Raw genomic sequence first — 17,982 nt, forward strand, 5'->3', positions numbered from 1 at the left:
GAACATATTCTATGCTAATATACGTCAGACACATATAGAGAAACGACATAGGATGAAGGTGAAGGGATTGGGAGAACATACGGGGCAACAAGTCCTTGGCAGCGGGGAGCGTTCAAAGGATCTTAAGTTGTTCTATTTGACGTGGCCGATTTTCCTGGAAGTGGCATTGTTCATGATGATGGGCATTGCGGACACGTTTATGTTAAGCGAAATATCGGATAATGCGGTATCGGGCGTCGGCGCGTCCAATCAATACCTGCATATCGCGATTCTGTTGCTGGAGGTTATAGGCAACGGCGCGTCGATTGTCGTCGCGCAATATATTGGCTCCAGAAAGTTCTTTGAAGCCGCAAGAATATCGGCGCTGGCGGTAACGTTGAATTTGCTCGTCGGGATCTTGCTCAGTATTGGTTTCGTGGTGTTTAACGGTTTCTTGCTGAGCTCGCTTAATTTGCAAGGCGAAGTGTACGAGTACGCGCATAGTTATCTCAAGATCGTCGGCGGCGCCATCTTCTTGCAGGCGATTATTAATTCTCTCGCGGCGATTATTCGCGTGCACGGCTATACGAAGGAAGCGATGTTTGTTGCTCTGGGGATGAACGTGATTCATATCATCGGCAATTATGCGCTCATTTTCGGTCATTGGGGTATGCCGGCGTTAGGTGTAGAAGGTGCAGCAATCTCTACGATCGCGAGTCGCTTGATTGCGGTAGTCGTGTTCTTCTGGCTGCTGTATCGCGTCATGGAAATAAGGATCAAGTTCAGTTATTATCTGAACCTTTCGAAGGAGTATGTCGGCAAAATATTAAGAATCGGCATCCCCTCCGCACTGGAGCAGGTCATGTATCAAAGCTGTCAGATCGTATTCCTGGCCTATGTTACTTATCTGGGCGATGCCGCGCTTGCTGCAAAGCAATACGCATCAAACATATCCATGCTGATTTATTTGTTCGCGTTTGCGGTGGGCATGGGTACATCCATTATGGTGGGCAGGTTGGTCGGAGCCGGTCGCCCGGACGATGCGTACAAACGTGTCTGGATGAGTGTTCGTTCAGCTAGTATTGGCACGCTGCTGGTGCTGGTCGTTGTCGTCATTCTGCGGGAGCCGTTAATTGGCTTCTTCACGGATGATCCGGAGGTGCTCCGTCTCGGAGCGCAGGTGTTGTTGTATGCGCTCATTCTGGAGACAGGACGCACCATTAACATTATTATCGTCAACTCGCTTCGTGCTTCGGGCGATGCCAAGTATCCGCTGTATGTCGGGGCGTTCTCCATGGTGGCGATGAGTCTGCCGCTTGGTTATCTGTTCGTCTTCCAGCTCGATATGGGCTTGCCGGGCATCTGGCTGGCGATCGCAGCGGACGAATGGCTGCGTGCAATTATCTTCTACTTCCGCTGGCGCAGCCGCAAGTGGGAGCGGCACGCGTTAGTTAAACCTGATTCATCACTGCCGTCGGTTGAAGGTGATACCGTTCCGGCGCAGGCTTGATTGGAACAATTAGAGTCGAGGAATATACGGGGTCTATACCATGCGTATAGGCTCCGGCACTAATTGCGAATATCGTAGTAAATTGGGCGGTGCAAAGGTGTTGACATGGCATCTCTATTCTGATATCTTTAATTTAAGATAATTGATTTTGAAGGAAAGGAGCAGATAAGATGGATGGCAACGAACAACAATTGAGCGAACCAAACGAGATGAACAACAAGGATGCTGTGAAATCGAATGTCTCTCTGGACCTCTACATCGCGCTATCGAGAGCCAGCCAGTGGATCAATGCGCATACCGATCGAGATATTCGTAGTCATGGATTGAATCGGACCGAGTTCGGTGTGCTGGAGATGCTGTATCATCGTGGGCCGCAGCCGCTTCAACAAATCGGCGGAAAGGTACTTATGAGCAGCGGCAACATTACCTACGTTATCGACAAGCTGGAGAAAAAAGGGCTGTGTCGCAGGCGCGCATCCAAAGAAGATCGACGCTTAATCTATGGCGAAATTACTGACGAAGGAAGCCGCTTTATCGAAGAGGTGTTCCCGGCGCATACGATATGCATTGAAGAAGCAACAGGCGGATTAACTGCCGAAGAACAGGCATTAGCAAGTACTCTGCTTAAGAAGTTAGGCAAGTTCGCTCAGCAGTCCTTCAAGTAGTCGCACATGGCTGAAAGGACTGCTTCAAGCCAACACATATCTTAATATTAAGATACACAAATACCAACTAATACAAAGGAGTTTGATAACCATGACAGAACTGAGCAGACAAGGTCAATCGGCGGCGAACGAATCACAAACTCAAACGGCAGGCATTCATCACATTACGGCTTTTGTAAGGGATCCACAAGTGACAGCGGACTTCTATGCGGGCATTCTTGGACTTCGATTGGTCAAAAAAACGATCAACTTCGACGCTCCTGAAGTTTACCATCTGTACTTTGGCGATCAAGTTGGCAGCCCAGGCACGATCATTACGTTCTTCCCATGGAAAGATTCGCGCAAAGGGGTCATCGGCGGCGGTCAAGTCGGCATCACGACGTATGTCGTTCCGGAAGAGGCTTTCGGATTCTGGCGCGAACGCCTTGCCAGACTCGGTGTAGAAGTGCAAGAGTCGGAGCGATTTGGCGAACAATATTTAGGCTTCCGCGATCCGGATGGACTGCGCGGTGAGATTGTGGCCCGTGCTGATGGGGCAAACAGCGAATGGTCGTTCGGCGGTGTGCCAGCAGACAAAGCCATCAAAGGGTTTGGCGGGGCGGTATTGTTCAGCGGAGCGCCGGATTCGACTGGCAGCCTGCTCGAAAACGTGATGGGTTTGACGAAAGTAGGCCAAGACGCCGGTTATGTACGCTACCGCTCGTTCGGCGATCTCGGCAACATCATCGATGTGAATGCTACAGCGATGGCGCAAGGTCATGGCGGACATGGCACTGTTCATCATATCGCTTGGAGAGCCAAAGATGATGCGGAGCATGCGCTCTGGCGAAATCACGTAGCGGCTAGCGGCTATCAGCCGACGCCGATCGTGGATAGACAATATTTTAACGCGCTGTACTTCAGAGAGGAAGGCGGAATCCTGTTCGAGATCGCTACGGATCCTCCGGGCTTCGCACGGGACGAAGAAGTCGAACATTTGGGCGAGAAACTGATGCTGCCAGAATGGTACGAGCAACATCGCGGCGAAATCGAAGCGTTGCTGACACCATTTGAAGTGCGCGAACTGGAAGGGGTGTGAGTCGTCATGAGTAACGATACGTTGAATATGCTGCATCTGTTTATAAAGGGCAAGGACGAAACGGCCCCGGTTCTGCTCCTACTCCACGGCACGGGCGGCACCGAAAAGGATCTGCTGGGACTTGGGGAGCTGATCTCCCCCGGATCGTCCATCTTAAGCGTCCGCGGCAAAGTTCTCGAAAACGGAATGCCGCGTTTCTTCCGGAGATTGGCCGAAGGTGTATTCGATTTGGAGGATCTGGTTTTCCGTACGCATGAGCTCCACCAATTCTTAGATGCTGCCGCCGCCGAATACGGATTTGATCGCAACAATATTGTAGCGGTAGGGTACTCCAATGGGGCGAATATAGCTGGCAGCCTGTTGTTCCACTATGAGCATTCGCTAAAGGGAGCCATCTTGCATCACCCTATGGTTCCGATACGCGGTCTCAAGCTTCCAGATCTAACAGGTATTCCGGTGTTTATCGCGGCGGGTGAAAATGATCCCATCTGTGCGCCATCCGAGACGCGTGAGCTGGATGGATTGCTTCAAGGCGCTGGTGCCGATCTGGAAGTGAGATGGGATCGATTCGGCCATCAACTGACCAGTGCGGAAGCACATGCCGCTGCTGACTGGTTCAAACAAACGTTCGCGAAAGGGTGATGGTCATGATATCGATCGATCCGGCTTCTCAAAGCACGAAGGATAACTACAAGCTGCTTATAGGCGGTATTATCCCAAGGCCAATCGCGTTCGTTACGACGTTGTCGGAGGATGGTGTCCTAAACGGTGCTCCCTTCAGCTTCTTCAATATCGTGTCGTCGGATCCGCCGATGATTGCCGTGTCGGTCCAGCGCAAGACCGGCGGCGTGCAGAAGGACACAGCGCGCAATGCGATCGCTCGCAGGGAATTCGTAGCCCATGTCGCGGATGAAAGATATATCGAAGCGTTGAATGCGGCCGCTGCACCGGTTGCATCAGATGTCAGCGAGGTGGAACTGGCGGGACTGACCAGGATCCCAAGTGAAGGTATAGCCGTCCCTGGTGTGGCGGAAGCGGCGTTCCGACTCGAGTGCGTGTTGGAACAAGCGATCGAGCTTGGCGGCACCTTGGATGCGCAAGGTGAAGGCGTGCCGTCAACGGATCTGTTGATTGGCCGAGTTGTTCGTTTCCATGTCGACGAGCGGATTTACCGGGATGGCAAGATCGATCCGGATGCCTTAAAGCCGGTCAGTCGTTTGGCAGGTGACGATTACGCCGCGCTTGGCGAACGTTTCACGCTCATTCGCCCGACCTGACTAGAAGGCTTAGCATTTCGTCTGCAGGACGGTATGTAACGCTCGCTCCCCGCGAATCCGCTCTCTTACCTTGTCTTCTGTAGCTTACACCTACATTCCGAGCATGTCGGCGGCAGGCAGGCGATATATATAAGAGATCGGCGTATCGTTAACGCCAGCTGGATTGTGGAGGGCAGAGATGGCGATGGATGCAGAGTGCGCAATTATTGGCGGCGGTCCTGCAGGTTTGAGCGCGGCGCTTGTGCTTGGCAGAGCCAGACGTAGTGTGCTTATATTTGATGATGATAAGCCGCGTAATGCGGTAACGAGACATACGCATGGCTTTCTGACACGGGATGGCGTTTCGCCGCAGGAGCTGAGGAGAATAGCGAAGGAGGAGGTCGCTCGATATCGCGGCGTCCACCAGATCAACCGACGAATGGGGACCGTGTCGCCGTTTGCAGGGGGAGGTTTCTTGCTCCGTGACGGCGCCGGAGCCCTGTATCGGGCGAGGAAGCTGCTCCTTGCAACGGGTCTTAAGGAGACGCTTCCCGATATTCCGGGTGCGTCTTCTTTGTATGGGCGCAGCTTGTTTAATTGTCCGTATTGCGATGGCTGGGAGCTGCGTGATCAGCCATTGGTCGTTATTGCAGAAGGCTCCGACGCGTTCTCGTTGGCGCGGCTTGCTTATCAGTGGAGCCGAGACCTGCTGGTATGCACCAACGGGCAGTCGAGGTCGCTGAGCAACGATGAGTGTCGAGCACTAGCAAGCAGAGGGGTTGCGGTTTCGCAGCGCCGAATTGCCGGATTGCTTGGAGCCAATGGGCAGCTTAGAGCCGTACGTTTCGAGGATGGGAGTGAGTCCTTCCGTACAGGCGGTTTCCTCTCGCCGTATTGGCGGCAAGCATCGCCGTTCGGCGAACAGCTTGGATGCGCAATGAGCGAGAAGGGAGGTATCATAACGGATGGCATGGGGCGAACGAACATCTCGGGAGTCTATGCGGCAGGCGATACGGTGGTAATTGCTCCTTCCCAGACGGCTATGGCGGCTGGTGAAGGCAGTCGCGCGGCAATTGGTATCAATACGGATCTGGTGAGAGAAGATTTCCACGTTTGAACGACGGTTGCTGCAGGTCGAAACTTAGAAGTTGTAAGAACGCCAAACGGACTGCTCCGCAAGTCATCCCGAATGACTTGTAGGGCAGTCCCTGCTTGTGTTGCAACTGTTTCAATACATCAGCTGACAGTGCCGATGACTTTGGCTCTTAGCGCGGCATCTACGGGAGCGCCGAGAGCCAGCTCGAGCGCCCATAACACTGCGCCGGCTGCAGGAGGCTCTTGCAGCAAAATAAACGTACACGCACGTCCCGTCATCTCTGTTACATATGTTTTGTAGCACTCGCGCATCACTGGCGAAGCCGCCTTCGCCCATACGGAACCGGCCATGATTACGTCAACGGGCTCATCATCGTGGAAGTCGAGATGTCCGATGCAGCCCACTGTAGAATAGGCAAGCTGCCGGGCGGAATGGTCAACGATGCTCCATGCGACCGGATCGCCTTGCTCCGCTGCTGTTAGCAGCGTTGTGACGATCTCCGTGTAGGGCAAACTCCGGGCAACCAATCCCTCGAGGCCGCGATCCATGAATGTTTCTTTGGACGTGGCGCCAATTAAGGTCATAACGGGTTCTGTCATCGCTGTCTCTGGTCCCAAGCGGTAGAAGCTGTCATAGACGGCACGGAGTACGCGGCGCGTTAAGTAGAAGCCGCCGCCCTCGTCACCTGCCAGTTCGCTGCCTACACCGCCGACCTGAAGGCGTCTTCCGCTAGGGGAAATGCCGCCTGTGCAGACGCCAGAGCCGTTAATGGAGCAGATGCCGTAACCCTTGGCCGTTCCTGCTTTGATACCAAGGAACGAGTCGTTGTCCATGGCGTATTGGGCAAAACCTAGCCGCTCGATAACGTCGCTTAGCTGTGACTTCTGCGAAGGAATGTCTGCGCCAGCCAGTCCGAATGCGCCAGCGGCGATATCCGCCATGGTCAAGCCATTCCGTTGTAACAAAGCCGTTAGTTGTTCATTCATTACACTGAACGCCTTGGCGTAACCCTCCGGGAATTGTTCGTGGCTGCATGTGCCGGATCGGATGTGATCCACGAACGTCCCTTCCAGGTCGAATAGATAATAGTCCGTCTTGCTGTTGCCGCCGTCGACGCCAATGACGTACCTGCTCATGACTTCATCCAGCTCCTTACGCGTTAGTGAATTGGGGCAAATAATCCTTGTGCGCTTCCTTCAACTCGCGGAAGCAGGCTAGCGCCGTATTGTAATCGCCGACGAGCGGGTTCATCATAAGCGCCCGCATAGCCGCTTCTTCGCTGCCTTGTACCGCAGCGGCGACAGTCTCTCGTTCATACGCCTTGATCATCCGCATGTAATCGATGATATGGCGATTGTCGAAACCTTCGATGACAAGCGGCTTGGCGCCATCCTTGCCAATAACGGCCGCAACTTCGACGGAGTCATTGTTTTCCATGAAATCAAGTGCGCCGCCATTAAGCAGATTGACGACATGTACTTCTTGCTTATCATTGTAGATAGCGTCGACAAGGCTGATCGCAACCTCGGAGTAGTTCGCTCCGCCGCGTGATGCCAGCAGCTCTGGCTTCTCATGAAGCTCCGCGTTCGAGTAGATGCCAAGCAGCTCCTCCTCGATGTCCATACACTTTTCTCCGCGGGATTGCTCGCTTTCCTTAAGGAGCTTCAGTTTCTTGTCCTTGAAATAATAATATTCCATATAGGAGGAAGGGATCGCGCCAACGAGCTGAACGAGCTCCTTTGAGAAGCCGCTTGAAGGGATGTTTTTCATAGATTCACTGTTCAGCCCCATGTCGAGCGCTTCCTTCAGATAATCCTTTCCATCTTGACGGATCTCTGTAATCCAGCTCAAATGGTTAAGTCCGACGTAGGTCAGCTCGGCATTCGGGAGCTCCAACGTTTCGCGAATGCTCTTGTACATATTATATGGAACGTTGCAAAGTCCGAGCATCTTGACATTCGTATGGTTCAAGATGGCTTCTGTGATGATGCCTGCCGGATTGGAGAAATTGATCAGCCAAGCGTCCGGGCAGAGCTGCTCCATCCGTCTCGCAATGTCGAGCATAACAGGAATGGTGCGCATAGCCTTGAAGAAGCCGCCGATACCGCATGTTTCTTGTCCGATAAGATCGTACTGCAGTGGAATCTTCTCATCCAGCACGCGAGCAGGGAGCTTGCCGACACGGATCTGACCAAGCACAAAGCTGGCGCCAGTCAAGGCTTCGTCGAGCTCCATCGTGCACACTACCTTACAGTCCATCCCCGCAGCTTGCACCATACGCTCGCACAGACCTCCGACGATGTCGAGCTTGCGCTCATCGATGTCCATCAGGGCGAGTTCAACCAGTGGCAGGCTGCCCTTCCGTTTGATAATACCCTCCATCAACTCAGGCGTATACGTGCTGCCTGCGCCGATAATCGCGATTTTCAATCCTGTTCCCATGTCCCTCATCCTTTGCTCTTTTATGATCAAATATGATGGCGTATATGTCCGTCAATTGATACCGATTATAGCATAGGGAGAGAAAGTTCAACAATAATTGTTGCAATTTTTATATCAAAATGATAAAAATATTTGAAATATTATTTTATAATTGGATCGAATGGAAAAAAGTCCACATATCCGATGCAAACACTTGTAAATTAGCAGGAATGCGTATACTATTTAACCACATAAGGTAACGCGGCTGCGCGTCAAATGGCGACTGCATGCGTTCATTCCGACTTCTTAGTGCCGATAAAACCTACGAAACGGCAGGTAACGTCATATGGCGATTAATGATAACGTATTGATTAAAATTCGTGACAGGAAGGACAGTCTCACGCCAGTCGAACGGCTGGTGGCCGAGTATATCCTCGCGAATAAGGAAGAAATCCCGCACTTATCGATCAAAAGTCTGGCACAGGGCAGTCGAACAAGCGACGCCTCCGTCCTGCGCTTCTGCAAGACCATGGGGTATAACGGTTATCGCAGTTTCATTGTCAGCATCTCGGCGTCACTTGGATCCATGGACGAAGAGAGCGGCGAACAATATAGCGATATTCAGCCTGGCGACGACTTAAACACCATTATCGCCAATATCGGACGCAACAATGTACGATCTATCGAAGACACGATAAGCGTGCTCGATCCTGCGGCCGTCGCTCGTGCGATTAAGGCGCTTCAGACGAGCAAACGTCTGATGTTTTTTGGCATTGGGGCTTCCGGCTTGGTGGCACAGGATGCCGAACAGAAGTTCACGCGTATCAACAAGTTTTGCCATGCGTTTACGGATGGGCATAGCCAGTTGACCGCGGCCTCCTTATTGTCCAAGGATGATGTCGCTATCTTTATCTCCAACTCCGGGGATACGGTAGAAATATTGGATGCTATGGACCTCGCGAAGAAAAATGGCGCTCACATCGTTGCTATTACCCGATACAGCAAAAGCGAGCTCTCCGAGAAGGCTGATTCGCTTCTAAGTATCTCCACACCCGAAATCTCCATCCGCAGCGGCGCAATGGGTTCGCGTATTGCCATGCTTACGATCATCGATATGCTGTTTGCCGGGGTGGCAAGCGCAGATTATCAGCAGGTGAAGAAGTACTTATCCAAGAGCAGGAGCATTATTACGAATAAACGTAGACGATAAAGCGCAAAGATGAAGTGTCGTTTCTTTATCGAGTTGAAATTATCGACAAGTTGACAACAGAATCAAAAACAAGAAAAACCCTTACGCGATGAGGGTTTTTCTTGTTTTTGACGATCATTTGTCCATTCGTAATTGATCCTTAACCCAAAGCGCTTATACTATGCACCTTCTTAACGGTGCGATCTATCATTCGGACATATCCTTCTTCGGGCAATTGAAAGAGTTGATTAAGGATTCTATTATAAGTTGGAGTGTCCAAAAATTTGTTTAAATACCTGGAGACCGCTATGTCATCTCTATTCAGTATGGATAGTTGCGTTAGAATGGCTGCTTTATAAATAATTTCATCATTGTAAAACATATCTCTTAATTCCTCTATAACACGACTAGTAGCGACGGCTGCATTACTCTTTTCGTCATTACGAAATTGAAAATATAATACTTCAGCTATTTCCATAGCATCTAATATTTCAACTGAACTTGGCATATGAAGGACCTCCTTTAACGAGTATGCTTTTTCGACTCGGAATCTGTAAATCTATCAAATCCTTCGCCTATCGTTCCATCAGAGTCAACAATTAGGGTTTCAAATACCCTGTTTTCATTAACTAGTACAAACAAATCTAAACTAGCAATTTTATGAGTCGGATAATTGACTTGGCTATGGCTGTACAGATATCCGCTTTGACCATCTATATCATAAAAAGCAACAGCGACATTACCACTATAGGATAATGCTTTTGTAATTGCGCTCCCTAATAAATCTTCGTACAGGGTAATATCACGTCTTAACTCATCTGCTTTTGCTTTTAGAAGTATACCCCACTCACTTGTCCGGTACTTTCTCTCTCTCACTTCCGTATCCAGCCTCTTCTAGCATGATGGTCTATCTCGTCTATCATACCATGGTTGTCATATTTTTCAAATTGTTGGGCTTTGATTTCTCGCGTATTTTTTCCATGGATATAGCTCAACCTAACCTTTAGGGATGATTGTGGCATTTTACTCCGAAACAACTGGCAAAGGGGTGATTCGACTTTCGCAGCTTATTCCTTTTTCCAATTTTCATGCGATCACACTGTATGCGCTTTCCATCGAAAATAGGCAAAAACCTCCGCCGCTGCTGGTTCGACAGCGTTTGTGCAATTCGCACAAACCATGATTTAATATGCCAATGTTTTATTTCATCTTAAAAATTTATTTCAAAATCTATTGACGGTTCTGAAATAAATTCTTAATATAGAGTCATGCAAGAGAACATGTGCATCGCAACATCAGGTAAAACATCAGGACGGAAATCGATCGCATGGGCGGCTTCCTGCCCAATCAGGATCACGTAAGGGGAATCACACAATGAATGACTATCTTGCAAGCTTAACAACGGAGGGGATCAATCCCGATACGGCGATGATCGATGAGCTAAGCACGGAACAGATGCTTGCGCTTATGAACGAGGAAGATGCGAAGGTGCCGGGAGCGGTACAAGCGGAAATTCCTGCAATCACGCTTGCCGTGGAAGCGCTTTACAAGTCGCTTTCAACGGGCGGGAGAATGTTCTACATCGGAGCAGGCACCTCGGGAAGACTAGGCGTGCTTGATGCATCGGAGTGTTTGCCGACATTCGGTGTGGATCCGTCACTCGTACAAGGTTATATTGCCGGCGGCGATCAAGCGCTTCGTATTCCGGTCGAAGGCTGTGAGGACGACGGGGACGAAGGAAGGGCTTTAGTCGATCGTATCGGCGTGACGAACAAAGACGCAGTCATCGGGATCTCAGCGAGCGGCAGCGCGGCGTTTGTTATCGAAGCGCTTCGCAGAGCAAGAGAGATTGGTGCTGTAACGATCGGAGTCGTCAATAACAAGGGTACGAAGCTGGCAGAAGCGGCAGATATTACGATCGCGCCTGTTGTCGGTCCAGAGGTTATTGCAGGATCAACTCGATTAAAGTCGGGGACGGCACAGAAGCTTGTACTGAACATGCTGACGACTAGCACAATGGTAAAGCTAGGCAAGACCTACAACAATTTGATGGTCGATCTCAAGGCCAGCAACAAAAAGCTATTTGACCGTTCCTTGCGCATCATCCAGACAGCTACAGGCGTCGATGAAGCCATAGCGGAGAAACATTTGCGTGAAGCGTCTCTCGACAGCAAGCTGGCGATCATGATGATCAAGTCCGGGCTTGGCGCAATAGAAGCAAAGCAGGTGCTGACGGAATCCGGAGGCAACCTTAAAAAGGCAATACGTGCCTGCTCCAAGGTGATCTAAGTAGTTAGATCTAGTTAGATCGACTTGGCGGCGTCGTATAAATAGAATTTCAAATTAAGGGAGGATCTTAAGCATGACTAGTAAAACAAAGATTGCTGCATCAGTGCTTGCTCTTACGTTATCCATGGGTGCGTTGACCGCGTGTGGCTCCGGCAACAACGACAATAACAGCACGCCAAGCCCGACAAACACGACGGATGGTGGCGCTTCCGAAGCGAAAGACACCATTACCGCTCTGTTGCCACCGGTATCGCCTACGTATCAAGAGAACTTCAAGCAAATGGAAGCTGATTTCAACAAGCTTTATCCGAACCTAACTTTGAAAATCGAACCAGCGAGCTGGGAAGATATGACGCAAAAGCTCGACACGCAAGTGAATGCAGGCAGCCCTCCGGATCTGGCTTTCATCGGCTCCGACGGCATCTCCAAGTATGCACAACTAGGCATGCTGCTTGATATCAAGGATCTGGTAAGCGATGAAATCATCGCCGACTACGACGAAGCAGCACTTGCTTACATGAAGAATGGCGAAGGCCTGTATGGCTTGCCGGCTTACATGGAAGTTCACTCGATCGGCGGCAACAAACAGATGCTGGAGGAAGCGGGCATCGACTGGAAGAAAGTACAGCAAGAAGGCTGGACGTATGAAGAGTTCCGCGAAGCAATCAAGAAAGGCGTAGTTAAGGATGGAGACAAAACGTCCCGTTACGGCTTTGTATTCGCGACAGCGGGCGTAGCTTCCAAGGATTATCTGAGCATCTTGGTTAAAAATGCGGGTATGCCATCCCCATTCACGACTGATCTTAAATATGCGTACACAAGCAAAAACTATCTGACTGTTCTGAATGCAGTGCGTGAGCTGATCGACGACGGCTCTATGCCGAAAGAACTGAGCGCGGTTGACGCAGGCAAACGTTGGAACATGTTCCTGACAGGCCAGACGATGATCACAGGCAAAGGCCTTGCCGTATTCGAGAACTCCGCTAACAAAAATAACGCGAAGATCGATGCCAAAGACGGCAGCGCGGTTGAAGGCAGCATCAAAGTGGATTATATTGCTTTGCCGCTTCCATCCTTCGCAGGTCAAGAGCCGGTATCCCATGCAGTTGTTGATGGCTACGTAGCTTTCCGTGGCAAAAAGGACCCAACTGACGAGCATAAAGCAAATATCGTAAAAGCGGCTAACTTCTTGTCCAGCGGTCAAGTTGCTGCTACAACGAATAACGATCTGTTCGCAGCGCATATTACGAAAAGCGCTCGTGAAGCAGCAGCAAACATGGAGTCGACTCGCAACCCTGACAATATCGCGGCTGTAGACAAAATGCTGGAGCACGCAGCTCCTGCCCGTCCTGACATCCCTGTAGAGCTGGGCGCGAAAGCGATCAAGCTGGAAAATGAAGTTGTAATTCCTAAGCTGCAAGCTCTGCTTGCTGGTGAAATTACTCCGCAAGACATGTATGACGCTGTGAAGAAGGGTGCAATTGATGCCTTTGGCGCAGACGGAGTCGTGCAAGATTAAGACAATGTAAGCACTCGGATAGCCGCTCTGTCACCCGGGGCGGCTATCCGACTTCTATGATAGCTATCGGAATGTAGTACTTAAAAGGAATACTTAAATGGATTGTGGCAGGGGAAAGGAGTCTACCAGTATGGCTCGTGCATCAAACATCAAGAATCGACTTAATCGCGGAGACGGAGCCTGGGCTTATGCGTTTATCGCTGTTGCTCTAGTCGTCTATGCCTTGTTTACGGCCTATCCGGTGCTGAGCGCATTGCTCATCAGCTTTCAACAATACAGCCCATTAAAGTCGGAATTCATTGGCTTCGACAATTACTCGGGTATCTTCAGCAGCGACTTGTTCTGGAAAGCGCTTTGGAACACGCTTCTTTATACCGTGCTGACGGTCCCGGTTGCGCTACTTATTTCTTTTGCAGTCGCCATCATGATTATGCCCCTTAAGAAATGGGCGCAGACTACCTTCAAGGCTGTCTACTACTTGCCCGCGGTTGCCTCCGGCGTCGCGTTGTCGGTTGTATGGTTGTGGATCTATGATCCGCTGCCAGGAGGAATCTTGAATCAATTTATCGGCATGTTCGGCATTCCGAGCCAGAACTGGCTCGGCACGAGCGCGACTTCGATGTTCTCACTCGTGCTTATGTCCTGGCTGTCCAGCCACGGTACGAGCATCATTATCTATGTTGCGGCGTTGCTAGGCATCGACGAAAGTTATTACGAAGCGGCGTCTATCGACGGTGCGACGTTCTGGCAGAAGATGTGGCACATTGTATTGCCATGCCTGAAGCCAACGACGTTGTTCCTGCTCGTGACCGGCGTAATCGGTTCGTTCCAGGTATTCCAGAACGCATATTTGATGACGGGCGGCGGTCCGGACCATGCAACTACTATGGTCGGCTTGCTGATCTTTGATACGGCGTTCAAATATTTCGAATTCGGCAAAGCGGCGGCGCAATCGCTCGTGCTTGCAGCTATTATCGGCATTATCGCGTTTCTCCAGTTCAAGTTTCTGGGCAAAGACGTGGAATATTAAGAGAAGGAGGACTATCAATGGCTTTATTTAACAACCATCTGGGCAACCGCACAGCAAGATATACCCGCAATACGATACTGGTCACCCTCCTTCTTCTGTTCGCCTTGGCGACGATATTCCCGATCTACTTCATGATCATGTCGTCCTTCGGTGATCCCGTGGAGGCAGGAGCAGTCAGCTACTCGATCTGGCCAAGTAAATTTTCGTTAGAATCTTATAAATTTTTCTTCGCATTCAGTGAGTATTCGTACCGCTGGATTCTGAACTCGCTTATCGTTGCAGTGGTGATTATGATCTCTAACGTCGTATTTGCTACGATGGCAGGATACGCATTCGCGAAGATCCAGTTCCGCGGACGCAACGTCTTGTTCGCCGTGCTGCTTGCAGCGATGATGATTCCTTATCAAGTGACGCAAGTACCGCTGTACATTCTGATCGTCAACATATTCGAAATTCAGAACACGTACGAAGCGCTGATACTGCCAACGTTGGTAACGGTGTACAACATCTTCCTTGCCAAACAGTTCATGGGCTCGATCCCGAAAGAAATTCTGGAGTCGGCTAAGGTCGAAGGCTGTAATCAATTCCAGATCTTCACGAAAATCATTATGCCGCTCTCCAAGACGGTAATGGCGGTAATGGCTATTCTGACGTTCATGGAGTCGTGGAACACATTCTTCTGGCCGTTCCTCGTTACGAATTCGATGGATATGCAGACGATTCAAGTAGGCCTGAAAAACTTCCGTTTTGCCAACACGACGTATTTCGCGCCGATGATGGCGGGTGCTACGATCTCGGCGGTTCCGATGTTTATCCTATTCTTCAGCCTGCAACGATACTTCCTTGAAGGGGTTACGGTTGGTGCGGTCAAAGGTTAATTATAGGCTAGCGTAAGGGAGGAGCCACATGATTACAACTTGGAATGACAGCTATACAGACGAAGTCATCGCTTTATGGAATGATGTCGCTGTGCAGGATGGTTACAAGGAGATGTCTGCGCAATCCTTCGCGGCTATTATGACAGGGAATACGTATTTCGATCCGTTATGCACGTTCGTATGGCTGGAGAGTAATCGGGTTGTAGGGTTTGCATGCGGCTGTACGGGAAATGATCTTCCGCTCGGCGATATTGCTGGTTATCTAACCTGTCTGTTGCTTGCAGAAGATTATCGTGATGAGGCCACGGCAGATGTGCTTGTTCGGGCAATGGAGGCGAGATTTGTCGAGCTGGGCAAGAAACAGGCGGACACGCTATTCTTTAATCCGATGCAGCTGCCTTGGTACGTTCCGGATACCCCGCGTCATGAGCATAACAATGCACCTGGGGTGCCGACAGGCAGCCTGCTGCACGAGACGCTGAAGCGTCTTGGTTATGTTGAACGCGCGATTCAGTGCGCGATGTATTTGCCGCTAGGAAGCTTCGAAGTGCCAGAGAGTATCGTCGCCAAGGAAGAGAAGGCGAATGCGCTCGGCTACAGGGTCGAGATGCTGGATGCCGCAAAGCACAGCGGCGTGCATGAGATGCTTGAGGCGCTCGGCAATCCGCTATGGAAGAAAGAGATCGGCCAAAGCCTTGCTGACGGTACGCCGGTTGTTGTGGCTGCGCTGCATGGACGCGCGGTAGGATTCGCGGGACCAGTTGTGCGGCAGGCAAACGGTCGAGGGTATTTTGCAGGGATCGGTGTAGAGAAGGAACATGAGGGACATGGTCTCGGTTCTAGTCTGTTCTTCCGACTTTGCGAGGCGTTTCAAGCGATAGGCACGGATTATATGTCTCTATATACAGGCAGCAACAACCCTGCTCTGCGTATCTATGAGCGGGCAGGGTTCAGAACGGCGAGAACATTCGCCACGATGAGAAGGGAGCTTGGACAATGAGCGAAAGACAACTGATTACGATATTAGGAATTGGCGCGCATGTTGGAGACGTAGAACTCGTAGCGGGAGGCGTGCTTGCAAGCCATTATCTCAAAGGCGACAAAATCGCGACGCTCGCGCTGACGGCCGGCGAACGTGGCGTACCCGACTGGCAGGATGTCAACGAATACAAGGCTCAGAAGATTCGCGAGGCTCACACCTTTGCAGGCATGTTAGGCGGCGAAGCGCGAGTGTTCGACATCCCTGACGGCGAGGTGCCGGATGATCAAGAGATTCGTCTGCGCGTGTGCGATGTTATTCGTGAAGTGAAGCCCAATATTATTATCACGCATCACTGCAATAGTATGCACAAGGATCACGCCACGACGCATCGCATCGTAAACGACGCCAGATTCTTCGCGGGCTTGCGCGCGATGGAACGCGAGCACCCAGCCCATTTTGCAGCTAAGCTCTATTACGGGGAAAATTGGGAAGATGCCGTCGACTACGTGCCTTACGTGTACGTGGACTTTAATCAGGAGGCGTTCGATCTGTGGATCGAGGCGCTGTCGACGCACTGGTTCGTAACAGGCAGCAAGTCGTTCAACTACATGGATTACTATAAGTCGCTGGCTCGCGTGCGCGGTCTGGAAGCGCGCAAGGAATATGCGGAGACATTCATGATCCCGCCAGAAACGATGCGCCTTCGTCAATCGGAGCTGTAGAGCTGCGATAGAAGACTGCTGGACAAGGAGGATCATCATGATGCAACGTGTACAAGTCGGCATTGATCGTATCGACGGTTACCAGGAGCTGTTTCGCGGGAAACGGATTGGACTGATTACAGCGCCTACAGGACTGGGGGCGGATTTCCGTTCGACCATTGATATGATGCACGAGAAGTTCGAGCTTGCGGCATTATTTTCACCTGAGCATGGGGTCAGGGGTGATCTTGCGGCAGGGGCGCAAGTGGATACGTACGTGGATGAAGCGACTGGCGTGCCCGTGTATAGCTTGTATCGCAAGGATTCCAAGCGATTGACGCCGGAGATGCTCGAAGCTGTTGATATGATTGTATACGATATTCAGGATATCGGAACGCGTTATTATACGTTTATTTATACGATGTTATATGCGCTTGAGGATTGTGCGGCGGCGGGCAAGCCGTTTGTTGTATTGGATCGCCCTAATCCGCTTGGTGGGGTAAAGGTCGAAGGCAACGTGCTCAAACCAGGGTTCGAATCGTTCGTCGGGAACTATCCGTTAGCGATACGTTACGGGCTGACGGCTGGAGAAGTAGCGACGATGGCGAATGTGGAGAGAGGACTCGGTGCCGAACTCCACGTCGTTCCTTGCGAAGGCTGGGAGCGGACGATGAGCTTCTCGGCTAGCGGCCGCGTCTGGGTGGCGCCGTCTATGGGGATTCCGCGTATAGAGACTGCGTTGTTATATCCGGGCACCTGTTTGTTCGAAGGGACCAATATGTCGGAGGGTCGCGGTACGACTGCGCCTTTTGAGATTATCGGCGCGCCTTTCGTAGATGCTGATCGGTTAGCATCAGAGCTGAACGGGAAACGGTTGCCGGGGGTACATTTCAGGCCTACTTACTTTAAGCCAACGTTCTCCAAGCATCAAGGGGAATTGTGTCGCGGCGTATTTGTTCATGTGCTGGACGAAGCGGTTCTGAGACCTGTCGAGCTTGGATTGACGATGCTTTATACGATCAAGGGGATGTATCCGGAATTTGCGTTTATACCGCCGGTTCGGGAAGGCGGAAGGCCCTTTATGGACTTGCTGTGCGGAGAAGCCGGTGTACGCGAGTTTGATGGCGAGCTTCGTGATCTGCTGGGCAGGTTTGCAGAAGAAAGCGCGGCGTTCGAGGAACGGAAGCAGGAGTTCCATCTGTATTAAGTATCATGCGTACGCGCACGAAGAAGAAGCACCGGGCTTGCTGCCCGTGATACTCGCTAAGATGGAGGGAGACCGAAGTCTGGCAGGGTAATCGCGGCTGGCAGGCGGGTGCTTTCTTTGTAGTGGGTGAAACGCGCCCCGCCGCCAAAGGATGGCGTGGCCGTTTCACCTTGCAAATAAAT

At 51.1% G+C, this 17,982-nt stretch carries 18 protein-coding genes; 14 read left to right on the top strand and 4 right to left on the bottom strand.

All coding sequences use genetic code 11. The annotated features are described in order from the left end of the window. The first annotated feature begins 67 nt into the window (after positions 1–67). From ACX1C1_RS08430 to ACX1C1_RS08455, 6 genes are all read left to right on the top strand, one after another. On the top strand, positions 68–1,489 hold the full coding sequence (locus tag ACX1C1_RS08430; protein WP_458956655.1) for an MATE family efflux transporter: 1,422 nt from the start codon (positions 68–70) through the stop codon (positions 1,487–1,489). Positions 1,490–1,698: 209 nt separating this feature from the next. Next, positions 1,699–2,154: a MarR family winged helix-turn-helix transcriptional regulator gene (locus ACX1C1_RS08435; protein WP_458957633.1), complete on the top strand. Its 456-nt coding sequence runs from the start codon at positions 1,699–1,701 to the stop codon at positions 2,152–2,154. A 91-nt stretch (positions 2,155–2,245) separates the two neighbouring features. After that, on the top strand, positions 2,246–3,232 hold the full coding sequence (locus tag ACX1C1_RS08440) for a VOC family protein (RefSeq protein WP_458956656.1): 987 nt from the start codon (positions 2,246–2,248) through the stop codon (positions 3,230–3,232). A 27-nt stretch (positions 3,233–3,259) separates the two neighbouring features. After that, positions 3,260–3,874 carry an alpha/beta hydrolase gene (locus tag ACX1C1_RS08445; RefSeq protein WP_458957634.1) on the top strand — a complete coding sequence of 205 codons (615 nt, stop codon included), beginning with the start codon at positions 3,260–3,262 and terminating at the stop codon, positions 3,872–3,874. 5 nt (positions 3,875–3,879) lie between these two features. Further along, a complete protein-coding gene (locus ACX1C1_RS08450; protein WP_458956657.1) occupies positions 3,880–4,509 on the top strand; it encodes a flavin reductase family protein in 630 nt (209 codons plus the stop codon). A gap of 184 nt (positions 4,510–4,693) precedes the next feature. After that, positions 4,694–5,605 carry an NAD(P)/FAD-dependent oxidoreductase gene (locus ACX1C1_RS08455; RefSeq protein WP_458957635.1) on the top strand — a complete coding sequence of 304 codons (912 nt, stop codon included), beginning with the start codon at positions 4,694–4,696 and terminating at the stop codon, positions 5,603–5,605. A 119-nt stretch (positions 5,606–5,724) separates the two neighbouring features. Here ACX1C1_RS08455 and ACX1C1_RS08460 read toward each other — a convergent pair whose 3' ends face one another. Continuing rightward, positions 5,725–6,720: an N-acetylglucosamine kinase gene (locus ACX1C1_RS08460; protein WP_458956658.1), complete on the bottom strand. Its 996-nt coding sequence runs from the start codon at positions 6,718–6,720 to the stop codon at positions 5,725–5,727. A 16-nt stretch (positions 6,721–6,736) separates the two neighbouring features. Continuing rightward, positions 6,737–8,026, bottom strand: coding sequence for a 6-phospho-beta-glucosidase (locus ACX1C1_RS08465; protein ID WP_458956659.1), 1,290 nt, complete (start codon positions 8,024–8,026; stop codon positions 6,737–6,739). Between the two features lie 325 nt (positions 8,027–8,351). Between ACX1C1_RS08465 and ACX1C1_RS08470 the strand changes: the two genes are divergently transcribed. After that, the gene (locus ACX1C1_RS08470) at positions 8,352–9,215 is read left to right on the top strand and encodes a MurR/RpiR family transcriptional regulator (RefSeq protein ID WP_458956660.1); all 864 of its coding nucleotides are present in this window, start codon (positions 8,352–8,354) and stop codon (positions 9,213–9,215) included. Between the two features lie 139 nt (positions 9,216–9,354). On the opposite strand, the gene ACX1C1_RS08475 is transcribed toward ACX1C1_RS08470, so the two are convergent. Continuing rightward, positions 9,355–9,702 carry a hypothetical protein gene (locus tag ACX1C1_RS08475; RefSeq protein ID WP_458956661.1) on the bottom strand — a complete coding sequence of 116 codons (348 nt, stop codon included), beginning with the start codon at positions 9,700–9,702 and terminating at the stop codon, positions 9,355–9,357. A gap of 14 nt (positions 9,703–9,716) precedes the next feature. Then, on the bottom strand, positions 9,717–10,070 hold the full coding sequence (locus ACX1C1_RS08480) for a deaminase domain-containing protein (RefSeq protein WP_458956662.1): 354 nt from the start codon (positions 10,068–10,070) through the stop codon (positions 9,717–9,719). Positions 10,071–10,568: 498 nt separating this feature from the next. Here ACX1C1_RS08480 and murQ point away from each other — a divergent pair, with 498 nt between their 5' ends. The 7 genes from murQ (at position 10,569) to ACX1C1_RS08515 (ending at position 17,800) form a co-directional block, all read left to right on the top strand. Next, positions 10,569–11,483, top strand: a complete 915-nt coding sequence (gene murQ, locus ACX1C1_RS08485; protein ID WP_458956663.1) for an N-acetylmuramic acid 6-phosphate etherase — start codon at positions 10,569–10,571, stop codon at positions 11,481–11,483. A 73-nt stretch (positions 11,484–11,556) separates the two neighbouring features. Then, positions 11,557–13,002 (top strand): ABC transporter substrate-binding protein, encoded by a 1,446-nt coding sequence (locus ACX1C1_RS08490; protein WP_458956664.1) that lies wholly within the window; start codon positions 11,557–11,559, stop codon positions 13,000–13,002. A 130-nt stretch (positions 13,003–13,132) separates the two neighbouring features. After that, positions 13,133–14,032, top strand: coding sequence for a carbohydrate ABC transporter permease (locus ACX1C1_RS08495; RefSeq protein WP_458956665.1), 900 nt, complete (start codon positions 13,133–13,135; stop codon positions 14,030–14,032). Between the two features lie 17 nt (positions 14,033–14,049). Then, positions 14,050–14,910: a carbohydrate ABC transporter permease gene (locus ACX1C1_RS08500; RefSeq protein WP_458956666.1), complete on the top strand. Its 861-nt coding sequence runs from the start codon at positions 14,050–14,052 to the stop codon at positions 14,908–14,910. A gap of 28 nt (positions 14,911–14,938) precedes the next feature. After that, entirely contained in the window at positions 14,939–15,910 is a 972-nt protein-coding gene (locus ACX1C1_RS08505; RefSeq protein ID WP_458956667.1) for a GNAT family N-acetyltransferase, read from the top strand. Next, entirely contained in the window at positions 15,907–16,614 is a 708-nt protein-coding gene (locus ACX1C1_RS08510; protein WP_458956668.1) for a PIG-L deacetylase family protein, read from the top strand. Before ACX1C1_RS08505 ends, ACX1C1_RS08510 begins: the two co-directional genes overlap by 4 nt. A gap of 37 nt (positions 16,615–16,651) precedes the next feature. Beyond that, a complete protein-coding gene (locus ACX1C1_RS08515; protein WP_458956669.1) occupies positions 16,652–17,800 on the top strand; it encodes an exo-beta-N-acetylmuramidase NamZ family protein in 1,149 nt (382 codons plus the stop codon). The last annotated feature ends 182 nt before the right edge of the window (positions 17,801–17,982 follow it).

Source organism: Paenibacillus sp. strain BS8-2 (assembly GCF_054483835.1).

Coding starts and splice junctions, on each gene's coding strand:
- ACX1C1_RS08435 (WP_458957633.1), top strand. CDS start 1,699: ATGAACAACAAGGATGCTGTGAAATCGAATGTCTCTCTGGACCTCTAC.
- ACX1C1_RS08440 (WP_458956656.1), top strand. CDS start 2,246: ATGACAGAACTGAGCAGACAAGGTCAATCGGCGGCGAACGAATCACAA.
- ACX1C1_RS08445 (WP_458957634.1), top strand. CDS start 3,260: ATGCTGCATCTGTTTATAAAGGGCAAGGACGAAACGGCCCCGGTTCTG.
- ACX1C1_RS08450 (WP_458956657.1), top strand. CDS start 3,880: ATGATATCGATCGATCCGGCTTCTCAAAGCACGAAGGATAACTACAAG.
- ACX1C1_RS08455 (WP_458957635.1), top strand. CDS start 4,694: ATGGATGCAGAGTGCGCAATTATTGGCGGCGGTCCTGCAGGTTTGAGC.
- ACX1C1_RS08460 (WP_458956658.1), bottom strand. CDS start 6,720: ATGAGCAGGTACGTCATTGGCGTCGACGGCGGCAACAGCAAGACGGAC.
- ACX1C1_RS08465 (WP_458956659.1), bottom strand. CDS start 8,026: ATGGGAACAGGATTGAAAATCGCGATTATCGGCGCAGGCAGCACGTAT.
- ACX1C1_RS08470 (WP_458956660.1), top strand. CDS start 8,352: ATGGCGATTAATGATAACGTATTGATTAAAATTCGTGACAGGAAGGAC.
- ACX1C1_RS08475 (WP_458956661.1), bottom strand. CDS start 9,702: ATGCCAAGTTCAGTTGAAATATTAGATGCTATGGAAATAGCTGAAGTA.
- murQ (WP_458956663.1), top strand. CDS start 10,569: ATGAATGACTATCTTGCAAGCTTAACAACGGAGGGGATCAATCCCGAT.
- ACX1C1_RS08490 (WP_458956664.1), top strand. CDS start 11,557: ATGACTAGTAAAACAAAGATTGCTGCATCAGTGCTTGCTCTTACGTTA.
- ACX1C1_RS08495 (WP_458956665.1), top strand. CDS start 13,133: ATGGCTCGTGCATCAAACATCAAGAATCGACTTAATCGCGGAGACGGA.
- ACX1C1_RS08500 (WP_458956666.1), top strand. CDS start 14,050: ATGGCTTTATTTAACAACCATCTGGGCAACCGCACAGCAAGATATACC.
- ACX1C1_RS08505 (WP_458956667.1), top strand. CDS start 14,939: ATGATTACAACTTGGAATGACAGCTATACAGACGAAGTCATCGCTTTA.
- ACX1C1_RS08510 (WP_458956668.1), top strand. CDS start 15,907: ATGAGCGAAAGACAACTGATTACGATATTAGGAATTGGCGCGCATGTT.
- ACX1C1_RS08515 (WP_458956669.1), top strand. CDS start 16,652: ATGATGCAACGTGTACAAGTCGGCATTGATCGTATCGACGGTTACCAG.